The sequence below is a fragment of the Streptomyces sp. NBC_00273 genome (assembly GCF_036178145.1).
GTDB lineage: Bacteria > Actinomycetota > Actinomycetes > Streptomycetales > Streptomycetaceae > Streptomyces.
The window spans coordinates 5,861,834-5,881,808 of sequence record NZ_CP108067.1 but is presented as its reverse complement, the minus strand read 5'-3'; the positions used below and the strand labels follow the sequence as shown (position 1 = coordinate 5,881,808).

The 19,975-nt window shown below is 72.9% G+C and carries 19 protein-coding genes; 5 read left to right on the top strand and 14 right to left on the bottom strand.

The features are described 5' to 3' along the window. Positions 1–60: 60 nt before the first annotated feature. Entirely contained in the window at positions 61–1,014 is a 954-nt protein-coding gene (locus OG386_RS26040) for an IS481 family transposase (RefSeq protein ID WP_328786939.1), read from the top strand. 176 nt (positions 1,015–1,190) lie between these two features. Here OG386_RS26040 and OG386_RS26035 read toward each other — a convergent pair whose 3' ends face one another. The 6 genes from OG386_RS26035 to rsmI all read right to left on the bottom strand — a co-directional run bounded on the left by OG386_RS26035 (position 1,191) and on the right by rsmI (position 7,034). Continuing rightward, a complete protein-coding gene (locus OG386_RS26035) occupies positions 1,191–2,108 on the bottom strand; it encodes a 4-(cytidine 5'-diphospho)-2-C-methyl-D-erythritol kinase (protein ID WP_328790129.1) in 918 nt (305 codons plus the stop codon). Further along, positions 2,105–3,025, bottom strand: coding sequence for a 16S rRNA (adenine(1518)-N(6)/adenine(1519)-N(6))-dimethyltransferase RsmA (rsmA, locus tag OG386_RS26030; protein WP_266595651.1), 921 nt, complete (start codon positions 3,023–3,025; stop codon positions 2,105–2,107). The genes OG386_RS26035 and rsmA overlap by 4 nt, the downstream gene beginning before the upstream one ends. Next, complete coding sequence (locus tag OG386_RS26025; RefSeq protein WP_443053319.1) at positions 3,022–4,281, bottom strand: ubiquitin-like domain-containing protein; 1,260 nt, start codon at positions 4,279–4,281, stop codon at positions 3,022–3,024. Before OG386_RS26025 ends, rsmA begins: the two co-directional genes overlap by 4 nt. Positions 4,282–4,617: 336 nt before the next feature. Continuing rightward, positions 4,618–5,508, bottom strand: coding sequence for a TatD family hydrolase (locus tag OG386_RS26020; RefSeq protein ID WP_328790127.1), 891 nt, complete (start codon positions 5,506–5,508; stop codon positions 4,618–4,620). A gap of 10 nt (positions 5,509–5,518) precedes the next feature. Continuing rightward, entirely contained in the window at positions 5,519–6,031 is a 513-nt protein-coding gene (locus OG386_RS26015; protein WP_405787480.1) for a hypothetical protein, read from the bottom strand. A gap of 139 nt (positions 6,032–6,170) precedes the next feature. Beyond that, positions 6,171–7,034 (bottom strand): 16S rRNA (cytidine(1402)-2'-O)-methyltransferase, encoded by an 864-nt coding sequence (gene rsmI, locus OG386_RS26010; RefSeq protein WP_328793357.1) that lies wholly within the window; start codon positions 7,032–7,034, stop codon positions 6,171–6,173. 154 nt (positions 7,035–7,188) lie between these two features. Here rsmI and OG386_RS26005 point away from each other — a divergent pair, with 154 nt between their 5' ends. Then, entirely contained in the window at positions 7,189–8,955 is a 1,767-nt protein-coding gene (locus tag OG386_RS26005) for a dolichyl-phosphate-mannose--protein mannosyltransferase (protein WP_405787482.1), read from the top strand. A gap of 55 nt (positions 8,956–9,010) precedes the next feature. Here the strand turns inward: OG386_RS26005 and OG386_RS26000 are convergent, their stop codons facing one another. Continuing rightward, a complete protein-coding gene (locus OG386_RS26000) occupies positions 9,011–9,274 on the bottom strand; it encodes a hypothetical protein (protein WP_328790126.1) in 264 nt (87 codons plus the stop codon). Positions 9,275–9,451: 177 nt separating this feature from the next. Then, on the bottom strand, positions 9,452–10,000 hold the full coding sequence (locus OG386_RS25995; RefSeq protein WP_328790125.1) for a GNAT family N-acetyltransferase: 549 nt from the start codon (positions 9,998–10,000) through the stop codon (positions 9,452–9,454). 160 nt (positions 10,001–10,160) lie between these two features. Between OG386_RS25995 and OG386_RS25990 the strand changes: the two genes are divergently transcribed. Further along, positions 10,161–11,798 (top strand): penicillin-binding transpeptidase domain-containing protein, encoded by a 1,638-nt coding sequence (locus tag OG386_RS25990; RefSeq protein WP_328790124.1) that lies wholly within the window; start codon positions 10,161–10,163, stop codon positions 11,796–11,798. Positions 11,799–11,874: 76 nt separating this feature from the next. Then, a complete protein-coding gene (locus tag OG386_RS25985) occupies positions 11,875–12,360 on the top strand; it encodes a YbaK/EbsC family protein (RefSeq protein ID WP_328790123.1) in 486 nt (161 codons plus the stop codon). Positions 12,361–12,387: 27 nt separating this feature from the next. On the opposite strand, the gene OG386_RS25980 is transcribed toward OG386_RS25985, so the two are convergent. From OG386_RS25980 to OG386_RS25965, 4 genes are all read right to left on the bottom strand, one after another. Continuing rightward, positions 12,388–13,554: a serine hydrolase domain-containing protein gene (locus OG386_RS25980; RefSeq protein WP_328790122.1), complete on the bottom strand. Its 1,167-nt coding sequence runs from the start codon at positions 13,552–13,554 to the stop codon at positions 12,388–12,390. A 173-nt stretch (positions 13,555–13,727) separates the two neighbouring features. Beyond that, positions 13,728–14,501, bottom strand: a complete 774-nt coding sequence (locus OG386_RS25975; RefSeq protein WP_328790121.1) for an energy-coupling factor ABC transporter ATP-binding protein — start codon at positions 14,499–14,501, stop codon at positions 13,728–13,730. Further along, on the bottom strand, positions 14,489–15,250 hold the full coding sequence (gene cbiQ, locus OG386_RS25970) for a cobalt ECF transporter T component CbiQ (protein ID WP_328790120.1): 762 nt from the start codon (positions 15,248–15,250) through the stop codon (positions 14,489–14,491). Before cbiQ ends, OG386_RS25975 begins: the two co-directional genes overlap by 13 nt. Position 15,251: 1 nt before the next feature. Continuing rightward, positions 15,252–16,322, bottom strand: a complete 1,071-nt coding sequence (locus OG386_RS25965) for an energy-coupling factor ABC transporter permease (protein WP_328790119.1) — start codon at positions 16,320–16,322, stop codon at positions 15,252–15,254. Between the two features lie 176 nt (positions 16,323–16,498). Between OG386_RS25965 and OG386_RS25960 the strand changes: the two genes are divergently transcribed. Beyond that, positions 16,499–16,909: an SsgA family sporulation/cell division regulator gene (locus tag OG386_RS25960; RefSeq protein WP_328790118.1), complete on the top strand. Its 411-nt coding sequence runs from the start codon at positions 16,499–16,501 to the stop codon at positions 16,907–16,909. Between the two features lie 101 nt (positions 16,910–17,010). Here the strand turns inward: OG386_RS25960 and OG386_RS25955 are convergent, their stop codons facing one another. Next, the gene (locus OG386_RS25955; RefSeq protein WP_328790117.1) at positions 17,011–19,218 is read right to left on the bottom strand and encodes an MMPL family transporter; all 2,208 of its coding nucleotides are present in this window, start codon (positions 19,216–19,218) and stop codon (positions 17,011–17,013) included. 130 nt (positions 19,219–19,348) lie between these two features. Next, positions 19,349–19,939, bottom strand: coding sequence for a TetR/AcrR family transcriptional regulator (locus OG386_RS25950; protein ID WP_327384926.1), 591 nt, complete (start codon positions 19,937–19,939; stop codon positions 19,349–19,351). Positions 19,940–19,975 lie beyond the last annotated feature (36 nt).

The following is a 19,975-nucleotide window of genomic DNA, read 5'->3' as shown; positions in this document are numbered from 1 at the left end:
CATGGCGAAGACCTCCGGTGTGGTGGGAGCTGTCTAGGAACTCACCGCACGGAGGTCTTCGTGTCCCACCGTAATGCCCGGCTGACCGTCTTCGGTAGGCGCCTGCTGGTCGAACGAGTCGTATCGGGCCGCCCGGTCGCCCACGTGGCCGCCGAGATGGGCATATCGCGGGCCACCGCCCACAAATGGATGCGCCGGTGGCGGACGGAAGGCGAGGCCGGACTGCACGACCGATCCAGCCGGCCACGCACGACACCGCACCGGACTTCGGCCGCCATCGAGGCGAGGGTCTGTGACCTGCGCCGGACCCGCAAACTGGGGCCCGCCCGCATCGGCCCGGTCCTGGGACTGCCCGCCTCGACCGTCCACCGCATTCTGACCCGGCATGGTCTGCACCGCCTGGCCTGGATCGACCGCCCGACCGGCACCCCGATCCGCCGCTACGAACGCGAGCGACCCGGCGAGCTCATCCACGTCGACGTGAAGAAGCTCGGCCGGATCCCCGACGGCGGCGGCCACCGCTTCCTGGGCCGCAACGTCGGCAGGCCAGTGCGGGGAATGGGTTTCGACTACGTCCACTCCGCGGTCGACGACCACTCCCGCCTGGCCTACAGCGAGATCCACCCGGACGAGAAAGTCGCGACGTGCGCAGGCTTCCTCACACGCGCCGCCGCGTTCTTCCACACCCAGGGCATCACCCGCATCGAACGCGTTCTCACCGACAACGCGTGGGCCTACCGCAAAGGCCTGGCCTGGAAGGCCGTCCTGGCCGACCTCGGCGCTGCCGGAAGGCTCACCCGTGCCTACCGGCCTCAGACCAACGGCAAGGTCGAACGTTTCAACCGCACCCTCCTCGACGAGTGGGCCTACCTACGGCCCTACACCTCGAACGACGAGCGGACCGCGGCCCTGGCAGACTTCCTCCACACCTACAACCATCACCGCTGCCACACCGCACTCGACGGCAAGCCACCCATCAGCCGCGTGAACAACCCTGCGGGTCAATACACCTAGGTACTGCTACCGGGGCTCCGCCCCGTACCCCGCGCCTCAAACGCCGGTGGGGCTCAAAGACCGGGGCTCCGCCCCGAACCCCGCGCCTCAATCGCCGGCGGGGCTGGGATTTCAGCCTCGCCGGCGTTTGAGGCGCGGGGGTCCGGGGGCTGGCCCCCGGCAACGGACCCGCGGAATCAGGACGGCAGGACCGTGGCTCCGGGGGCCGGGCTGGACGCCACGCGAGTGGCCCGGCAGGTGCCCGACGCTTCGAGCGCGGCCGCGACCTTGGCGGCGGTTTCCTCGTCCGCGACGAGGAACGCCGTCGTCGGCCCCGAGCCGGAGACCAGCGCGGCGAGCGCACCACCGTCCACGCCCGCGGCCAGCGTCCGCGCGAGCTGGGGTCGCAGGGAGAGCGCGGCCGCCTGGAGGTCATTGGCCAGCGCCGCGCCCAGCGCGTCCGGATCGCCCGAGGCCAGGGCCGCCAGCAGCGCCGGGGAGGCCTCCGGTTCGGGGATCCGCGCACCCGCGACCTCGGCCAGGCGGTCGAACTCGCGGAAGACCGCCGGCGTGGACAGCCCGCCGTCGGCCACCGCGAAGACCCAGTGGAACGTCCCCGCCCCGACCGGCGTGAGCAACTCACCGCGGCCGGTGCCGAGCGCGGCCCCGCCGACGAGGCTGAAGGGGACGTCGCTGCCGAGCTCCGCGCAGATGTCGAGGAGCTCGGCGCGCGGGGTGTTCAGGCCCCACAGCGCGTCGCAGGCCAGCAGGGCCGCCGCGCCGTCCGCGCTGCCGCCCGCCATGCCGCCCGCGACCGGGATGTTCTTCGCGATGTGCAGGTGGACGGCGGGTTCGATGCCGGCCCGGGCCGCGAGGACCTCCGCGGCGCGCGCCGCGAGGTTGGTGCGGTCCAGGGGCACCTGGTCGGCGTCGGGGCCGGTGCAGGTGATGGTCAGGGCGTCGGCCGGGGTGGCGGTGACCTCGTCGTACAGGGAGACGGCGAGGAAGACGTTGGCCAGGTCGTGGAAGCCGTCGGGGCGGGCGGCGCCCACCGCCAGCTGGACGTTGACCTTCGCGGGGACCCGTACGGTCACGGGCGTCCGGCGCGCGCTCACAGTGCGGGCCTCTCCGCCGCCGGCTTGTGCTCGGCGATCGCCGCGAACTCCTCGACCGTCAGGGACTCCCCGCGGGCCTGCGGCGAGACACCGGCGGCGACCAGCGCGGCCTCCGCGCCCGCCGCCGAGCCGGCCCAGCCGGCCAGCGCGGCGCGCAGCGTCTTGCGGCGCTGGGCGAAGGCGGCGTCGACGACCGCGAAGACCTCGGCCTTGGTGGCGGTGGTCTTGATCGGCTCGGTGCGGCGCACCAGCGAGACGAGACCGGAGTCGACGTTCGGGGCGGGCCAGAAGACCTTGCGGCCGATGGCGCCGGCCCGCTTGACGTGCGCGTACCAGTTGGCCTTGACGGAGGGCACCCCGTAGACCTTGTTGCCCGGTTCCGCGGCCAGCCGGTCGGCGACCTCGGACTGCACCATCACCAGCGTGCGCTCGATGGTCGGGAAGCGGTCGAGCATGGTGAGCAGGACGGGCACGGCCACGTTGTACGGCAGGTTCGCGACGAGCGCGGTCGGCGCCGGGCCGGGCAGTTCGGTCACCAGCATCGCGTCGGAGTGGACCAGCGCGAAGCGGTCCTTCTTCGCGGGCATCCGGGCCTCGATGGTGGCGGGCAGCGCCGCGGCCAGGATGTCGTCGATCTCGACGGCGACGACCCGGTCCGCGGCCTCCAGCAGCGCGAGCGTCAGCGAGCCGAGCCCCGGGCCGACCTCGACGACCACGTCGTCCGGGCGGACCTCGGCGGTGCGCACGATCCGGCGGACCGTGTTGGCGTCGATGACGAAGTTCTGCCCCTTCTGCTTCGTCGGGCGTACGCCGAGGGCGGCGGCCAGCTCCCTGATGTCGGCCGGGCCGAGGAGGGCGTCGGGCGCGGCGGGGGAGGTGTTCTCGGTGTTCTCGGGCTGCTGCTCTGCGGTGCTCACCGGTAAAGCGTACGGCCGCAGTGCGGCCACGGACTCGCCCCCCGCTGCACGTAGAGCTTCTTCGCCCGGTACGTCTGTTCCGCGCCCGAGGCGTCCTGCGGGCGGCCGCTGCCGCCGAGGGCCTGCCAGGTGCGGACGTCGAACTGGTACAGCCCGCCGTAGGTTCCCGAGGCGTCGGTGGCGGAGGGGCGGCCGCCGGACTCGCACTGGGCGAGGGCCGCCCAGTTGAGGCCGTCGGCGCCGGCGACGGAGCTCGGCAGCTCCTTGGTGCCGACCTTCACGAGCTGGGTGACGGGTTCGCGGACGACCTCGTCGGCGATGGGCCGCGGCGTCTGCCGGACCCCGTTGACGGTGCGCAGGCTGTACGTGACCCGGCGCGCCCCGGGGCGGCCGACGCGCTCGACGACCTCGGTGCCGGCGAACAGCTCGGGGTCCTTGACCTGCTCGGTCTCGTACGGGATCCGCTCCTCGCGGACCTCGCGGGTGCCGGAGATGCGCAGCACGGTGACGGTCTGGCCGTCGCGCGGGAAGTCGGTGGGCGGTACGGAGGTGGTGTCCTGGTCCTGGAGGGTGATGCCGGCCTGGTCGAGGGCCTCCCGGACGGTGGCGGCGTTGGTACGGATGGTGCGTTCGCGGCCGTCGGCCATGAAGGTGACGCTGCGTTCGGTGCGGACGCTGAGGGCCAGCCCGGCGCGCGGGACGGGGGCGGTGCGGGGGGCGGAGAGGTAGGCGCCCTCCGCGCGGATGCCGAACTGGTGCAGGGCGCCCCCGACGGTGCGGGCGGTGGTCCACACCTGGCGCTGCTGCCCGTCGAGGGTCAGGTGCAGGGGGCGGCCGTAGCGGACGACGACCTCCTCGCCGTCGTCGAGGGGTTCGCCGGGGGCGGGGGCGACGAGGTCGTGGGGGCCGACGCCGAGGCCTTCGGCGGCGAGCAGTTCGCCGATGTCGTCGGCGAAGGTGTGGAGGGTGCGCGGGACGCCGTCCACGGTGAGCCGTACGGCCTTGTCGGCGGCGACGAACGCCGTGGTGCCGCCCGCGAGGAAGGCGACGACGAGGGCCTGCGGCACGATCCGCCGCCAGTTCCCGCCGAGGATCTCGACGGGTGTGCCGCGGCCCCGGGCGCGGCGGCGCCCCGGCACCGCGGGGGCGGGGGCGGGGGCCACGGTCACGGTGGCCGCGGCCCGGCGGCGGCCCGGTCCGGGCGCCAGCGGCGCCGCGGCCAGGGTGTCGGCCTCCGACAGCTCGGCCGGCGACATGGCGGGCCGGCGGCGGCGTCCGCCGCGCGGTCCCGGGACCGGGTTGACCGGGCCCGGGAACGGGGCCTCCGGGTCCCACGCGGCGGGCCCGGGACCTCCCGCACCGGCCGGCCGGACCGGGGGCTGGGCCAAGGACTGGGCCAAGGGCTGGGCCTCGTACGCCTCGGGGACGGGACCGCCACGGCGGTGACTGCCCTGCGTATCGCTCACGACGCTCGCTCCACTGGTGATCCGGCACCCTCCGGTGCGGGGCACGGCACCCTAGCGGAGGAGCCGTCACACTCCAAAGCGAAACGATTACTCAGCGTCTCGGAGCGGGCGGGGAGTCAGTGGCGGTCAGTAGTCGAAGGCGCGGGCCGTGTTGGCCGCCAGCGCCGTGGCCATCGCATCCTCGTCGATGCCGCGGACCGCGGCCATCGCCCGGACCGTCAGCGGAATGAGGTACGGCGCGTTGGGCCGTCCGCGGTACGGCGCAGGGGTGAGGTAGGGCGCGTCCGTCTCGACGAGCACCAGCTCCAGCGGGGCCACGGCCAGGGCCTCGCGCAGCGGCGCGGCGTTCTTGAAGGTGACGGTCCCGGCGAAGGACATGTAGTACCCGGCGGCGGCACACTCACGGGCCATGTCGGCGTCCCCGGAGTAGCAGTGGAAGACGGTGCGCTCGGGGGCGCCCTCCTCGCGCAGGATGCGCAGCACGTCCGCGTGGGCGTCCCGGTCGTGGATGACGAGCGCCTTGCCCTGCCGCTTGGCGATCTCGATGTGCGCGCGGAAGGAGCGCTCCTGCGCGGCCATGCCCTCGGGTCCGGTGCGGAAGTAGTCCAGGCCGGTCTCGCCGACCGCCTTGACGTGGTCGAGGGCCGCCAGCGCCTCGATCTCGGCGAGCGCCTCGTCCAGCGCCGCCTCACCGCCGCCGGCCCGCGCTCCCTGGCGCGACCAGCCGTCGGGGTCCCCGAGCACGATCCGCGGCGCTTCGTTCGGGTGAAGGGCGACGGCCGCGTGCACGTTCTCGTAGGCGGCCGCGGTCTCGGCGGCCCACCGCGAGCCCTTCACGTCGCAGCCCACCTGGACGACGGTGGTCACGCCCACCGAGGCGGCCTTCGCGAGGCCCTCCTCGACGGTCCCCGACTGCATGTCGAGGTGGGTGTGCGAGTCCGCCACCGCCACCCGGAGGGGTTCGGGCAGCGGCGGCGGTGCGTCCTTGGGCTGCGTCTTCTCCACGCGTGTGCTCATACGGCCGATCTTATGACCGGCGGAAGAGCCCCTTCAGTCGGGAGAGCAGGCCCCGGCGCTCCCCGGCCGGGCCGGCGTCCACCGGCCCCGGGGCGGCGTGCGACCGGGCGGACCGGGCGGGCCTGCGCTGCTTCGGCGGCTTCGGCCTCCGGGGGACGTTCGCACCGGCCGGCACCGGTCCGGCGATCCCGGGGGCGATCTGGTGGTGGTAGATGTGGTCGATCATGCCCAGCACCGAGGAGACCTGCCCGGCCCGCATGATCCGTACGACGTGTCCGCCGCAGTTGAGGCAGGTCGGGTTGGACAGGGGGGAGGGCACCCGCTCGCCGTTGACCTTGTACATGATGAACGGCTCGCCCTTGCCGTCGACGTGGTGCTCGATCGCGTACGCCTGCTCCCAGCCGTACCCGCACCTCATGCAAGCGAAGGAGTAGGCCTCGTGCACGGTGTGCACGTCGGAAGCGGTCACAGCGCCGGGGACTGCGGCGGGGACGGGTATCGGGGTGTCTGCGATCTCACTCATGCCAGCTCCTCTTGTTCCACTGGTGCCATTGCCAGTGGACGCCTCTAAGGGCGGGAGCGCATCAGGCCCTGTCTACTGTTGGACGGTCTTTGGGCGACTCATGCCCAAAGACGCCCGTGCACGGTCTGAGCTTTGCTTTTCAGGCTAGCTCTTTACCGATCGGCGGCACCTTTTGTGCCGCGTTCTTTGCCGCGACCACAGCGTCGAACACCTCGCGCTTGGGTACGCCGGCCTCGGCCGCGACCGCCGCGATGGCCTCCTTGCGCCGCTCACCGGCCTCCTCGCGCACCCGCACCCGGCGCACCAGCTCCTCGTCGTCCAGGTCTGCGGGCGCGGCGGCCGGGGCGCCCTCGACCACGACGGTGATCTCCCCGCGCACCCCCTCGGCGGCCCAGGCCGCGAGTTCGCCGAGCCCGCCGCGCTTGACCTCCTCGTAGGTCTTCGTCAGCTCGCGGCAGACCGCGGCCCGCCGGTCGGCCCCGAAGACCTCGGCCATCGCGGCCAGGGTGTCGTCGAGCCGGTGCGGGGCCTCGAAGTAGACGAGCGTGCGCCGCTCGCCCTCGACCTCTCGCAGCCGGCCCAGGCGCTCCCCCGCCTTGCGCGGCAGGAACCCCTCGAAGCAGAACCGGTCCACCGGCAGCCCGGACATGGCGAGCGCGGTGAGCACCGCGGACGGCCCGGGGACGGCGGTGACCTTGATGTCCTTCTCGACGGCGGCGGCCACCAGCCGGTAGCCGGGGTCGGAGACCGACGGCATGCCCGCGTCCGTCACCAGCAGCACGCGCGCCCCACCGGCCAGCGCCTCGACCAGCTCCGGGGTGCGCGCCGACTCGTTGCCCTCGAAGTACGACAGGACGCGCCCGGTGGTGTGCACGCCGAGCCCCTGCGTCAGCCGGCGCAGCCGCCGGGTGTCCTCGGCGGCGATCACGTCGGCCCGCTCCAGCTCGGCCGCCAGACGCGGCGGGGCGTCAGCAAGATCGCCGATGGGGGTGCCGGCGAGCACGAGCGTGCCCGCCGGGCCTTCGGTCGGGGCGGCGGTCGAGGTGGGCTGGGTACCGCGGGGCTGGTCAGTCGTCACCCGCCCATCCTCTCAGTCCCGTGCGCCGACGCCCCCCGCCACTGGTGGCGCACACAGATCTCTTCCCTACGATGTGCCGGTGACCAGTACCGCGACGCCACCGCCCAGCCCCGCGGGGGCCCCGCCCACCTCACCGGTGGGACGCGAGGACGAGCCACCCACCTGGCTGCGCCGGCTGGGCGGCTTCGGCTACGTGCCGCCCGCCGCTTCCGCGCGCTCGGACGTCCGCACCCGCCTGGTGCCCCCGTACGCCAGGCCGTCCAAGCAGCTGTGGATGACCTTCGGGCTGCCGCCCCAGGTGTGGGGGACCTGGCGGCTGATCGTCTCGTGGGTGGGGCCGCTGCTGGTGGCGCTGGTCGCGGGGGTGCTGCGGTTCGTGCACCTGGGCAGCCCGAAGGCGGTGATATTCGACGAGACGTACTACGCCAAGGACGCCTGGGCCACGATCCGGCAGGGCTACGAGGCGAGCTGGCCCAAGGACATCGACGCGTCGATCCTCGCCAACCCGGACGGGGTCGCGCTGCCGACCGACCCGGGCTACGTCGTGCACCCGCCCGTCGGCAAATGGGTGATCGGGGCCGGCGAGTGGATGTTCGGCTTCACGCCCTTCGGCTGGCGGTTCATGACCGCCGTGCTCGGCACCCTGTCGGTGCTGATGCTGTGCCGGATCGGGCGCCGCCTCTTCCGCTCGACCTTCCTGGGCTGCCTGGCGGGCGCGCTGCTCGCGGTGGACGGCCTGCACCTGGTGATGAGCCGCACCGCGCTGCTGGACCTGGTGCTGATGTTCTTCGTGCTCGCCGCCTTCGGGGCCCTGCTCATCGACCGCGACCGGGCCAGAGCCCGGCTCGCGGACGCGCTGCCGGTGGACGAGGAGGGCCGGACCCGGCCGGACACGAAGATCGCCGAGACGCTGCGGCTGGGCTGGCGGCCGTACCGGATCCTGGCCGGCGTCTGCCTGGGTCTGGCTGCGGGCACGAAGTGGAACGGCTTCGTCATCCTCGCCTTCTTCGGTGTCCTCACCGTGCTGTGGGACGCCGCCGCGCGCCGCACCGCGGGCGCGGGCGCCCCGTACGCCTCGATGCTGCGCCGGGACGCGCTGCCCGCCTTCGTCTCGACCGTCCCGGTCGCGATCGTCACGTACCTGGCCTCGTGGTCGGGCTGGATCCTCAGCCCGGACAACGGCAAGGGCGGCTATCTGCGCGACTGGGCGGCCAAGTACGACCAGGGCAGTTCGCTGGGGTTCCTGCCGGAGTGGCTGCGCAGCCTGTGGCACTACGAGACCGAGGTCTACAAGTTCCACGTCGGCCTGACCTCGGGGCACACCTACGAGTCCAACCCGTGGAGCTGGCTGGTCCTGGGCCGGCCCGTCTCCTACTTCTACGAGTCCCCCGAACCCGGCACCGACGGCTGCCCGGCGACCGCGGCGGGCAAGTGCGCCCGCGAGGTCCTGGCCCTGGGCACCCCGCTGCTGTGGTGGGCGGGCTGCTTCGCCCTGCTGTACGTGCTGTGGCGGTGGTTCTTCCGCCGCGACTGGCGGGCGGGCGCGATCGCGTGCGCGCTCGGGGCCGGTCTGCTGCCCTGGTTCAACTACCAGGAGCGGACGATCTTCTACTTCTACGCGGTGGTCTTCGTCCCGTACCTGTGCCTGGCGGTGGCGATGATGATCGGCGCCCTCCTGGGCCCGGCCGGGTCGAGCGAACGCCGACGTGCGCTGGGCGCGATCGGCGCGGGCGTGCTGGTCCTGCTGATCGCGTGGAACTTCATCTACTTCTGGCCCATCTACACGGGCCAGACCCTGCCGATGGACTCCTGGCGCGGCCGCATGTGGCTGGACACCTGGGTCTAGCAGGCGAAACGACGGGCCCCGGTGCCGGACGGCGTCGGGGCCTTCGTCGTCGGCGTCACCGGGACGCCTCGCAGGCCGCCGAGGCGGCGTCCTTGCTCGCGCCGACCGCGACGAGGCTGGCGTCGCAGCTGGTCTGGTTGCCGATCGACCCCTGGTAGCAGGCCTCCGCGGCGCCGTCCGTGGCCTTCGGGGCGTGCTGGGCGACGTACTGCTCGCACGCCTTGACGTCCGCGTGGGCGGACGGGGCGGCGATGATGGTGCCGCCGAGGGCGAGGGCCAGGCCTGCCAGGATGCTGGGGATACGAGCCGACGGACGCATGCGGATGCACCTGCTCTCTCGGTGGGGCGCACGGTCCGCCGACGCGCCGGACCGCGGGCGGGGGCGGCGGCGGGGAGCGGGCACTCCGGTGGGCGACCGGCTCGGCACATCGATCACCCTCGCCCTTCCGACGCTAGAACACGGCACCGGTGCACGCACGTTCGGGCCGCGCCGGGGTCAGCCCTCCGTCGTGCGCTCGTCGTCCCAGGCGGGGGCCGTGGTGGTCCCGGCGGCCCAGTCCCGGCGCAGGATCGCGTACCCGACCGCGTCGTGGACCGTGCCGTCGGCCGAGGGCCAGCCCTCCCGGTAGTGCGCCTCCTGGACGTACCCGCACCGCCGGAAGGTGCGGCGCATCGCCGCGTTGTCCCGGCGCGTGGTGCCCTCGATCCGCCGGATCCGCGGGAGCGCGGTGAACAGGTGCTCCGTCAGCCAGGTCAGCGCGTGGCCGCCGATCCCCCGCCCCCGGTACCGGGAGCGGATCCGCAGGTCGAAGACGGGCGTGCTGTCGCCGAGGTCCATCAGGCGGACCAGGCCCAGGGGCTCGCCGTCGCCGTCGATCCAGAACGACTCGGTCTCCGCGTTGTCGAAGCGGCCCTCCGCGGCCCATTGCCGGGCCCGCTCCGCGTCGACCACCGGCGAGCCGTGGAACGGCCAGGTGTCCCCGGTGAGGAAGGCGACCAGGTCATCGGCGTCTGCATCGGCGTAACGCCGGTAGGTGAGGTCCACGGCGGCACTCTAGGGACGGGGACCGCCTGCGACGAATGGATTACGTTCCGATGTTCCGGTCCGGTAACAATGACGTACTGAGCCGCTGCGAAGAGTAAAGTCCGCACCAAGGGTTCTTTGAACATGTTCAGGAACCGTCATCATGGGGGAAGGACTTCGAGTGCACGGGGCAGCGAAGGGTGCCGTCATCGGCGGGGTGTTCCTCGCCATGCTCGGCGGCGCCGGGTACGGGGTGTACACGCTGGTAGGAGACGCCGGCTCGGACGCGAAGGAAGGCAAGGACGGCGAGACCACCGTCCAGGCCGAGAAGGGCAGCGGGCCGGTCAGCGAGAAGGACGCGGAGAAGACCGCCAAGGCCTTCCTGGCCGCGTGGGCGGCCGGGGACGAGCGGGTGGCCGCCGACCTGACGAACAACGCCGCGGCCGCGCAGGCTGCGGTCGGGGACTTCAAGACCAAGGCGTACGTGTCCAAGGCCGTGATCACCCCCGGCACGCCGAACGGCACCACCGTGCCGTACAAGGTCGAGGCGGAGATCACGTACGAGGGCACCACCAAGCCGCTGGCCTACGACTCCCAGCTGACCGTGGTGCGCGGGCTGACCAGCGGGAAGCCGCTGGTCGACTGGCAGCCCTCGGTGATCCACCCGCAGCTCCAGAAGGACGAGAAGCTGCGCGCGGGCACCCCGGCGAACCCGCCGGTCAAGGCGGTCGACCGCAACGGCAAGGAGCTGACGGTCGAGCAGTACCCCTCGCTGCGGCCCGTCCTGGACGCACTGCGCAAGACGTACGGGGCGAAGACGGACGGCACCCCCGGCGCCGAGGTGTGGATCGAGCCGGCCGCCCAGGACGCGCCGAAGCGGAGCCTGCTGACCCTGGTGGAGGGCAAGCCGGGGCAGATCCAGACCGTGCTCGACGCCGACGTGCAGGCCGCGGCGGAGAAGGCCGTGCAGAAGTTCCCCGAGGCCTCCGTGGTCGCCCTCAAGCCGAGCACGGGCGAGATCCTGGCCGTGGCCGACCACCGCAAGGACGCCTACGACGCCTCCCTGCTCGGGATGCGGGCGCCCGGCTCCACGATGAAGATCGTCACCGGTGCGATGCTGATCGACCGGGGCCTGGTCGCGGCCGACAAGGTCGCCGAGTGTCCGCCGACCGTGCAGTGGGGCGGGCGCACCTTCCACAACCTGGACGACTTCAAGCTGGACAACGCCACCTTCGCGACCAGCTTCGCGCAGTCCTGCAACACCGCCTTCATCAAGCAGATCAAGCCGGTGAACGACGACTCGGCCCTGTCCAAGGAGGCCCGCGAGGTCTTCGGCATCGGTGAGGAGTGGAAGGCCGGCGTCCCCGTCTTCGACGGCAAGGTGCCGGAGGCCACGGGCGCCTCCGCGGCGGCCGCGTACATCGGTCAGGGCCAGGTCCAGATGAGCCCGCTGAACATCGCCTCGATCACGGCGACCGCCCGCACCGGGGTGTTCCGCCAGCCGGTGGTCGTCAAGGCCTCGGTGGACGGGCGCAAGCTCGCCACGGCCTCGCGGACGATGAAGCCGGGGGTGTCGGCCCAGCTGGTCAAGATGATGCGGCTGACGGCGACCAGCGGCACGGGCGCCAAGGCGATGGCCTCGGTCGGCGGCGACAAGGGCGCGAAGACCGGCTCCGCGGAGGTCGACGGGGCGAGCAGCCCGGACAGCTGGTTCACCGGCTTCAGCGACGACGTGGCCGCGGCGGCCATGGTCCAGGGCGGCGGCCACGGCAACGAGGCGGCGGGCCCGATCGTCGCCGAGGTGCTGAAGGCGGGCTGACCGGCGGGCGGCGACGCGACCGGCCCGGGGCCAAAAGCGGTCGTGTCGCCGCACCGGACGGCGCTAACGTCGCGGCATGACGACGTCCACGCACCCGCTGTTCGCCGAGGCCCTTGCCGAGCTGGGCCTCGACCTCACCGTCCGGAGCTTTCCCGAAGGGACCCGTACGGCCGCCGACGCGGCGGCCGCGATCGGCTGCGAGCTGAGCCAGATCGTCAAGTCGCTGGTCTTCGCGGCGGACGGGGTCCCGGTGCTGGTCCTCATGGACGGGGCCTCCCGGGTGGACGTGGAGGCCGTGCGCCGCGAACTCGGCGCCGGGAAGGTGACGCGGGCCGATGCCGCGCTGGTCCGGGAGACCACCGGCTATGCGATCGGCGGGGTCCCGCCCTTCGGGCACCGCACGCGCACCCGGGTGCTGGCCGACCGGTCGCTGCTGGCCCACGAGGAGATCTGGGCGGCGGCCGGTACCCCGACCACGGTGTTCCCGATGGCCCCGGACGAGCTCATCGCGCACGCGGGGGCCGCACTGGCGGACGTGCGCGAGCGGGCAGCAGAGGGCTGACGGGGCCTCTGACGGGGCCTCTGGGGCCTACCGGGCCGACAGCGACGACTTCAGCGCCCGGACCAGGGCCTGCGCCCGGGGGTCCGCGGTGACCGACTTGGCCAGGGCATTGGTGACGTAGCCGAAGCCGATGCCCGCCTCCGGGTCCGCGAAGGCCAGGGAGCCGCCGCGGCCGGGGTGGCCGAAGGAGGCCGGCGAGAGCAGCGGGGAGGCCGGGCCGTGCAGCATGTAGCCGGGGCCGAAGCGGGTGTTCACGACCAGCACCCGGTCCGGTCCGGCGGAGTGCTCCCGGCCGGCCAGCTCGGTGGTGGCCGGGGTGAAGATCCGTGCGCCGTCCTCGACCACGCCGATGGTGGCCCCGTAGAACCGGGCCAGGGCGCGGGCCGTCCCGATGCCGTTCGAGGCGGGGAGCTCGGCGGCCCGGTAGGCGGGGTCGTTCTCGTCGGGCAGCGGTGCGATGGCGGCGAAGGCGCGGCGGGTGAGCGAGTCCGGGTCGGCGTAGGCCTCGGACACGTTGCGCCGCGGCCGGGTCCGCAGCATGCCCGCGCTCTCGGGCGGCTCGACCGGCGCCACCCGGCCCACCCGGTCGGCCTCGGTCTCCGGCAGGCCGATCCAGAAGTCCAGCCCCAGCGGTTCGGCGATCTCCTCCGCGAGGACGGAGCCCACCGTGCGGCCGGTCGCCCGCAGCACCAGCTCGGACAGCAGCCAGCTGTAGGTCTGCGCGTGGTAGCCGTGCTCGGCGCCCGGCTCCCAGAAGGGCTGCTGCGCGGCGACCGCACGCGCCCCGGACACCCCGTCGGCGGCCTCGGCGGCGCTCAGTCCCCGGTCCAGCGCCGGTATGCCGGCGCGGTGCGCGAGGACGTCGCGGACCAGGATCCGCTCCTTGCCGCCCGTCTTGAACTCGGGCCAGTACGAGCCCACGGGCGCGTCCAGGTCGAGCAGTCCGCGCTGGTGCAGCAGCAGCGGCACGGCGGCCGCCACGCCCTTCGTCGCCGAGCGGACGATCTGCGCGGTGCCCTCGGTCCAGGGCTCGGTGCCCTCCGCGTCCCGGGTGCCGCCCCACAGGTCGACGACCTTGCGGCCGTCGCGGTACACGGCCACGGCCGCGCCCCGGTCCCCGAGCACTTCGAAGTTGCGTACGAACGCGTCCCTGACGGGCTCGAAGCCCTCCGCCACCGTCCCGTGGACATCCACGTCTACTCCCAGCACCTGACGCGGCGCCCCGACGGCGCCTACGCCACAATGCAACGCCTGCCGGACGGCCCTGCTTCCCGGGTTGCCCCGGAGCGGCTCACCGGGGCCCGGCCCCCGCCCGGCGGGCGGAGTCCGACGCAGCGGCTCGAAGCCCGGGGGCGCCCCGGCGCCGATCAGCGCGAGGGGCGCGTCAGAAGGGGCGTGCGCGGGTCGAAGCCGAACGGGAGCTCCAGCCGGTGGGCCCGCATCAGCTCGTCGTCGCACATGAGCTCCTGCGTTCGCCCGTCCGCCGCGATGACCCCCTCGCTGAGGATCACCGAGCGCGGGCACAGTTCCAGCGCGTACGGCAGGTCGTGCGTCACCATCAGCACGGTCACGTCCAGCGAGCGCAGGATGTCCGCGAGCTCGCGGCGCGAGGCGGGGTCCAGGTTGGACGAGGGCTCGTCCAGTACCAGGATCTCGGGCCGCATGGCCAGGACGGTCGCCACCGCGACGCGGCGGCGCTGGCCGAAGGACAGGTGGTGCGGCGGCCGGTCGGCGAAGTCGGCCATGCCGACCTGGTCGAGGGCGGCCCCGACCCGCTCGTCCAGCTCCGCGCCCCGCATTCCGGCCGCCGCCGGCCCGAAGGCCACGTCCTCGCGGACGGTCGGCATGAACAGCTGGTCGTCGGGGTCCTGGAAGACGATCCCGACCCGGCGGCGGATCTCGGCGAGGTTGCGCTTCTCCACGGGCAGCCCGGCGACGGCCACGGTGCCGACCCCGCCGGTGAGGATGCCGTTGAGGTGCAGCACCAGCGTGGTCTTGCCCGCGCCGTTGGGTCCGAGCAGGGCGACCCGCTCGCCCTGCCCGACGGTGAGGTCCACCCCGAAGAGGGCCTGGTGGCCGTCCGGGTAGGCGTAGGCGAGGCCGGCGACTTCGAGGGAGGGGGTACTGGTCACAGGGTCCATCCCATCAGACAGACGGCGAGCGCCGTCACCGGGAGCACGGCCGCGTGGGCCCACTGCGTGCGCGTGGCCACGACCTCGTCGATCACCGGCATCGAGCCGGCGTAGCCGCGGCTGACCATCGCGAGGTAGACCCGCTCGCCGCGCTCGTAGGAGCGGATGAACAGCGCGCCGGCGGTCTTGGCGAGCACCCCCCAGTGCCGGATCCCGCTGGCCTCGAAGCCGCGGGAGCGGCGGGCGATGGACATCCGGCGCAGTTCGTCGCTGATCACGTCGCCGTAGCGGATCATGAAGGAGGCGATCTGGACGAGCAGGGGCGGCAGCTTCAGCCGTTGCAGGCCCAGCAGCAGGGCCCGCAGTTCGGTGGTCGAGGCGAGCAGGACGGACGCGGCCACCCCGAGGGTTCCCTTGGCGAGGACGTTCCAGGCGCCCCAGAGGCCCGAGACGCTGAGCGACATGCCGAGCACCTGCACCCGCTCGCCCTCGGCCACGAAGGGCATGAGCACGGCGAAGGCGACGAAGGGCACCTCGATCAGCAGCCGCCGGAGCAGGAAGCCGGCGGGGATCCGGGCGACGGCGGCCACCGCCGCGATGAGGACGGCGTACAGGCCGAAGGCCCACACCGCCTCGCGCGGTGTGGACACGACGACCACGACGAAGGCCAGGGTCGCGGCGAGCTTGCAGTGCGCCGGCAGGTCGTGGACCGGCGAGTGGCCGTGGCGGTAGAGCTTGTGGGCGTGGCCGGCCCCCATGTCAGCCCGCCGATGCGGAGGTCGCGGTGGGGGTGGAGGTGGCGGTCAGGTCTTCCGTCCGGCGGCGGCGCACGGCCCAGAAGATCCCGGTGCCGGCGACGACGGTCACGCCGACGCCGATGACCCCGGCGAGTCCGCCGGACAGGCGGGCGTCTTCGACGTCCTTGACGCCGTAGTCGGCGAGCGGGGAGTTCGCGGCGGCGTGCTCCTCGACCTTCGCGTCGATGCCCTTGTCCGCGGCTACCTTCTCCAGGCCGTCGGGGTTGGCGGAGGCGTAGAAGGAGACGAAGCCGGCGAGCACGAGGGCGGTGACCAGGCCGGTCACCCACACCTTCTTCGTCGATCCGGCGCCGGCGGCAGCGGGTGCGGCGGCCGCGGCCGGTGCGTCGACGAGCGCGCCGCCGACGCGCAGCTTCAGGGGCGAGGCCAGCCCGCGGGCCCCGTGCACCAGGTCGGGACGCACCGCGATCACGGCGCCCACGGTCGCGGCGGTGATGGCGGCCTCGCCGATGCCGATGAGCACGTGCACGCCGACCATGGCGGTGAACACCTTGGCGATGGGCACGTCGGTGGTGCCGCCGACGGCGTAGACGAGGGTGAAGGCGGCGGCCGCGGCGGGCACCGAGAGCAGGGCGCCGGTGAAGGCGGCCGCGGTGACCGAGCGGCGGGTGGGCGGCAGGAGCCCGAGCAGCCCGCGGAAGACGGCGTAGGCGACGACGACGGTGACGACGCCCATGACGGTGACGTTCACGCCGAGGGCGGTCAGGCCGCCGTCGGCGAAGAGGATGCCTTGCATGAGCAGGACGACGGACACGCACAGCACGCCGGTGTAGGGGCCGACGAGTATCGCGGCGAGCGCCCCGCCCAGGAGGTGGCCGCTGGTACCGGCCGCGACCGGGAAGTTCAGCATCTGCACGGCGAAGATGAAGGCGGCGACGAGACCGGCGAGCGGCGCGGTGCGCTCGTCGAGTTCGCGGCGGGCGCCGCGGAGGCTGACGGCCACCGCGGCAGCAGCCACCACTCCGGCGGCCACCGAGACGGGTGCGTTGATGAATCCGTCGGGCACATGCATGGAGGGGCTCCGCTTCCGCGTCTTATGCAGTCTTTAGCTGTTCAACCATAGTGCCCAGTTGCAAACCGTTGGCAAGAGCGGGCGCATCACAAATGGACCCGTGCGGTTTCGTGGGAATGTGCGAGGCTGGACGGGACAAAAGGACGCAAATGTTCTGATTTCGAGGAGTCTTGTCGATGTCAGCAACCGCCGAGAATCCCCCAGCGACCGCCACCACCACCGCGACCGCGACCGCCGTCGAGGAGCGGGTCCGTGCCCGCGTCATCACGGACGACCCCCTCTACCGGGCCATCCCGGTCGCCCTGCGCTTCACCGTCGCCGAGCCGCTGGCCGTGCGGATCGTCTTCCCGGCGGGCCTGTCCCCCGAAGGCACCGACAACGAGTGGGTCTTCCCTCGCGCCCTCCTGGAGGCCGGCCTCCAGGCCCCGACGGGGACCGGAGACGTACGGATCTGGCCCTGCGGCCGCGTCCAAGCGGTCGTCGAGTTCCACTCCCCCGAGGGCGTCGCCGTCGTCCAGTTCGACATCGCCGCGCTGCGCCGGTTCCTGCGGCGCACGTACGCCCCCGCGGCCGCCGCCACCCGTTAGGCGTAGAGGGGCCGGCCGCAAAACGGCCCGGCCCCGTACTGCCTGGTCATCAGGCGGTACGGGGCCGGGCCGTCCTGTCGGCCGGTGCGGAACCGGCAGGGTCAGGCCCCGACCAGCTCGCGGTCCTTGTCCGGACCCTTCGGGCCCTGCGGGGACTGCGTGGACTCCAGGTGCTTGCGCAGGCTCTCGCCCTCCACGTCCACGTTCGGCAGCAGCCGGTCCAGCCACTTCGGCAGCCACCAGGCCTTGTGCCCGAGCAGGGCGAGCACCGCCGGGACGATGGCCATGCGGACCACGAAGGCGTCGAAGAAGACGGCGACGGCCAGACCGAAGCCGATCATCTTGACCATCTGCTCGCTGGCCCCGATGAAGCCCGCGAACACCGCGATCATGATGACGGCGGCGGCCACGACGACCCGCGCGCTGTACTGGAAGCCGGTGACCACGGCCTGGCCCGGGCGCTCGCCGTGGACGTACGCCTCACGCATCCGGGTGACGAGGAAGACCTCGTAGTCCATGGCCAGGCCGAAGACGACGCCCACCATGAAGATCGGCATCATCGACATGATCGGACCGGTCTGCTCCACCCCGAAGACCGAGCCGAGCCAGCCCCACTGGAAGACCGCGACGACGGCACCGAGGGCGGCGACGACCGAGAGCAGGAAGCCGAGGGCCGCCTTGAGCGGGACCAGGACCGAGCGGAAGACGAGCATCAGCAGCAGGAAGGCGAGGCCGACGACGAGCGCCAGGTAGGGCAGCAGCGCGTCGTTCATCTTCTGCGAGAAGTCGATGTTCATCGCGGTGGCGCCGGTGACGAGGACGTCGTCCCCGCTGCCGTCGCGGATCTCGTGGACCAGTTCCTCGGTGTGCGTGGAGGACGGGCGGTCCTTCGGGATCACGGTGATCACCGCGGCGTCGCCGGCCTTGTTGAGGGTCGGCGGGGTGACCGCGACGACCCCGTCCAGGCCCTTGATCCGGTCGACGGTGGAGTCGGCCAGCGCCTTGCCACCGTCCACGACCACCATCAGCGGGCCGTTGAAGCCCGGACCGAAGCCGTCGGACAGCAGGTCGTACGCCTGGCGCTGGGTGGTGGAGACCGGCTGGGCGCCGTCGTCCGGCAGGCCCATCTCCAGCTTGCTCGCCGGGACGGCGATGACGCCGAGGCCGATCACACCGGCCAGCAGCACCATGACGGGGCGGCGCAGGACGAAGCGGGCCCAGCGGGTGCCGCCGTTGGCCTTCTTCTCGGCGCCCGCCGGCTTGCCCTTGCCGAACAGCCGGCTCTTCTTGCCCGCGGGCAGCACCCTCTTGCCCGCGAAGGCGAGGATGGCCGGAACCAGGGTCAGCGCGACGAGCACGGCGATGACCACGGTGCCCGCGGCCGCGAAGCCCATCTTGGTCAGCATGGGGAGGTTGACGACGGCCAGGCCCACCAGGGCGATGACCACGGTCAGACCGGCGAAGACGACGGCGGAGCCGGCGGTTCCGACGGCGCGGCCGGCGGCCTCGTCCCGCTCGCGGCCCTCGGCGAGCTCCACGCGGTAGCGGGAGACGATGAAGAGGGCGTAGTCGATGCCGACCGCGAGACCGATCATCGTCGCGAGGGTGGCGGTGGTGTTGCCGAGGTCCAGCACGTTGGCGAGCGCGGTGATGGAGGAGACGCCGATGCCCACGCCGATGATCGCGGTCAGCAGCGGCAGACCGGCGGCGACCAGCGAGCCGAAGGTGATGACGAGGACGATCGCGGCGACCGCGATGCCGATGATCTCGCCGGAGCCCGTCTCGGGGGCCGCCATCAGCGCGTCGCCACCGATCTGGACGTTCAGCCCGGCGGCCTTGGCGGCCTCGCCCGAACCCTTGAGCGCCTCGCGGGTGTCGTCCTTCAGCTCCATGCCGCTGACGGTGTACTTGGCGCTGATGTAGGCGGTGGAGCCGTCCTGGCTCACGGCCTGGACCTCGTACGGGTCGGCGACGGAGGCGATCTCGGCCGCGCCCGGTCCGGTCTTCAGACCCGAGACGATCTTCTGGACCTCGGCCTTGGGGCCGGGGTCGGTGACCTTGGCGCCCTCGGGGGCCTTGATGACGATGCGGGCGTTGGCGCCGTCGGCGGCCATGCCCGGGAAGCGCTCGTCCAGCAGGTCGAAGGCCTTCTGGGCCTCCGAACCGGGTATCGAGAACGAGCCGGAGGTGGGCGCCGCCGCCGAGGCGGCGCCGAAGCCGGCGGCGAACAGCAGTGCCACCCAGAGGAGGGCGACGAGACCGCGGCGCCGGAAGGCGCCTCTGCCGAGTCGGTAGAGGAAGGTAGCCACGTCGGTGGTTCTCCCGTTCAGGTCGTGGGATGGATCCGGATCGGATCAGGGCGTGAAGAGCCGGCCCGACGACGAGAGCGGCGTGTCAGGAGCAGCAGAGGGCGGTGCCGGGGACGGGGAGGAGTGAGGATCAGACGCCGAGGGCGGGGAAGACCACGGCGTCGATGAAGTCACCGAGGAAGGCCCGGTCCACCGAGCGGTCCTCGATCAACGGGAGCGCGATGAACGCCCCGATGAGCATGTGCGGTACGAAGTCGAGCGCGGGACAGTCCGGGCGGATCTCGCCCCGGTCCACCGCGCGCCGCAGCATCACCTGGAGACCGTTGATCTCCGGGTCGACGAGCAGGTCGCGCAGGGCCTTGTGCAGCTCCGGGCTCTCGTGGACGGCATGGGCCAGACCCCGCATCAGCGCGGTGTCCTTGGCCATCTGCGCGTCGTCGGAGTGCTCGACCATGCGCGCGAAGTCCCCGCGCAGGCTGCCCGTGTCGATCTCGCGCAGCGAGACCGGCTGCGTGCAGCGCAGGGCCTTGGCGACCAGCTCCGGCTTGCTCCCCCACTGGCGGTAGAGGGTGGCCTTGCTGGACTTCGTACGGGCGGCGACCGCGTCCATGGTCAGCGCCTCGTAGCCGACGTCACGCAGGAGGTCGAGGACCGCCTCGTGCAGTTCGGCCTGCCGCTCGGGGGTGATCCGGCTACGCCGAGCCGCCATCGCCTCGGTCATGTCCGTGCCTCCCGTCGAAGCGAAACTGTTCCGTAC

Excerpts from the sequence above, each read along its gene's own strand:
- OG386_RS25950 (WP_327384926.1), bottom strand. The coding sequence starts at position 19,939 with ATGACCGAGGCGATGGCGGCTCGGCGTAGCCGGATCACCCCCGAGCGG.
- OG386_RS25975 (WP_328790121.1), bottom strand. The coding sequence starts at position 14,501 with ATGGACCCTGTGACCAGTACCCCCTCCCTCGAAGTCGCCGGCCTCGCC.
- OG386_RS25985 (WP_328790123.1), top strand. The coding sequence starts at position 11,875 with ATGACGACGTCCACGCACCCGCTGTTCGCCGAGGCCCTTGCCGAGCTG.
- OG386_RS25965 (WP_328790119.1), bottom strand. The coding sequence starts at position 16,322 with ATGCATGTGCCCGACGGATTCATCAACGCACCCGTCTCGGTGGCCGCC.
- OG386_RS25960 (WP_328790118.1), top strand. The coding sequence starts at position 16,499 with ATGTCAGCAACCGCCGAGAATCCCCCAGCGACCGCCACCACCACCGCG.
- OG386_RS26020 (WP_328790127.1), bottom strand. The coding sequence starts at position 5,508 with ATGAGCACACGCGTGGAGAAGACGCAGCCCAAGGACGCACCGCCGCCG.
- OG386_RS26000 (WP_328790126.1), bottom strand. The coding sequence starts at position 9,274 with ATGCGTCCGTCGGCTCGTATCCCCAGCATCCTGGCAGGCCTGGCCCTC.
- OG386_RS26025 (WP_443053319.1), bottom strand. The coding sequence starts at position 4,281 with ATGTCGCCGGCCGAGCTGTCGGAGGCCGACACCCTGGCCGCGGCGCCG.
- OG386_RS26015 (WP_405787480.1), bottom strand. The coding sequence starts at position 6,031 with ATGAGTGAGATCGCAGACACCCCGATACCCGTCCCCGCCGCAGTCCCC.
- cbiQ (WP_328790120.1), bottom strand. The coding sequence starts at position 15,250 with ATGGGGGCCGGCCACGCCCACAAGCTCTACCGCCACGGCCACTCGCCG.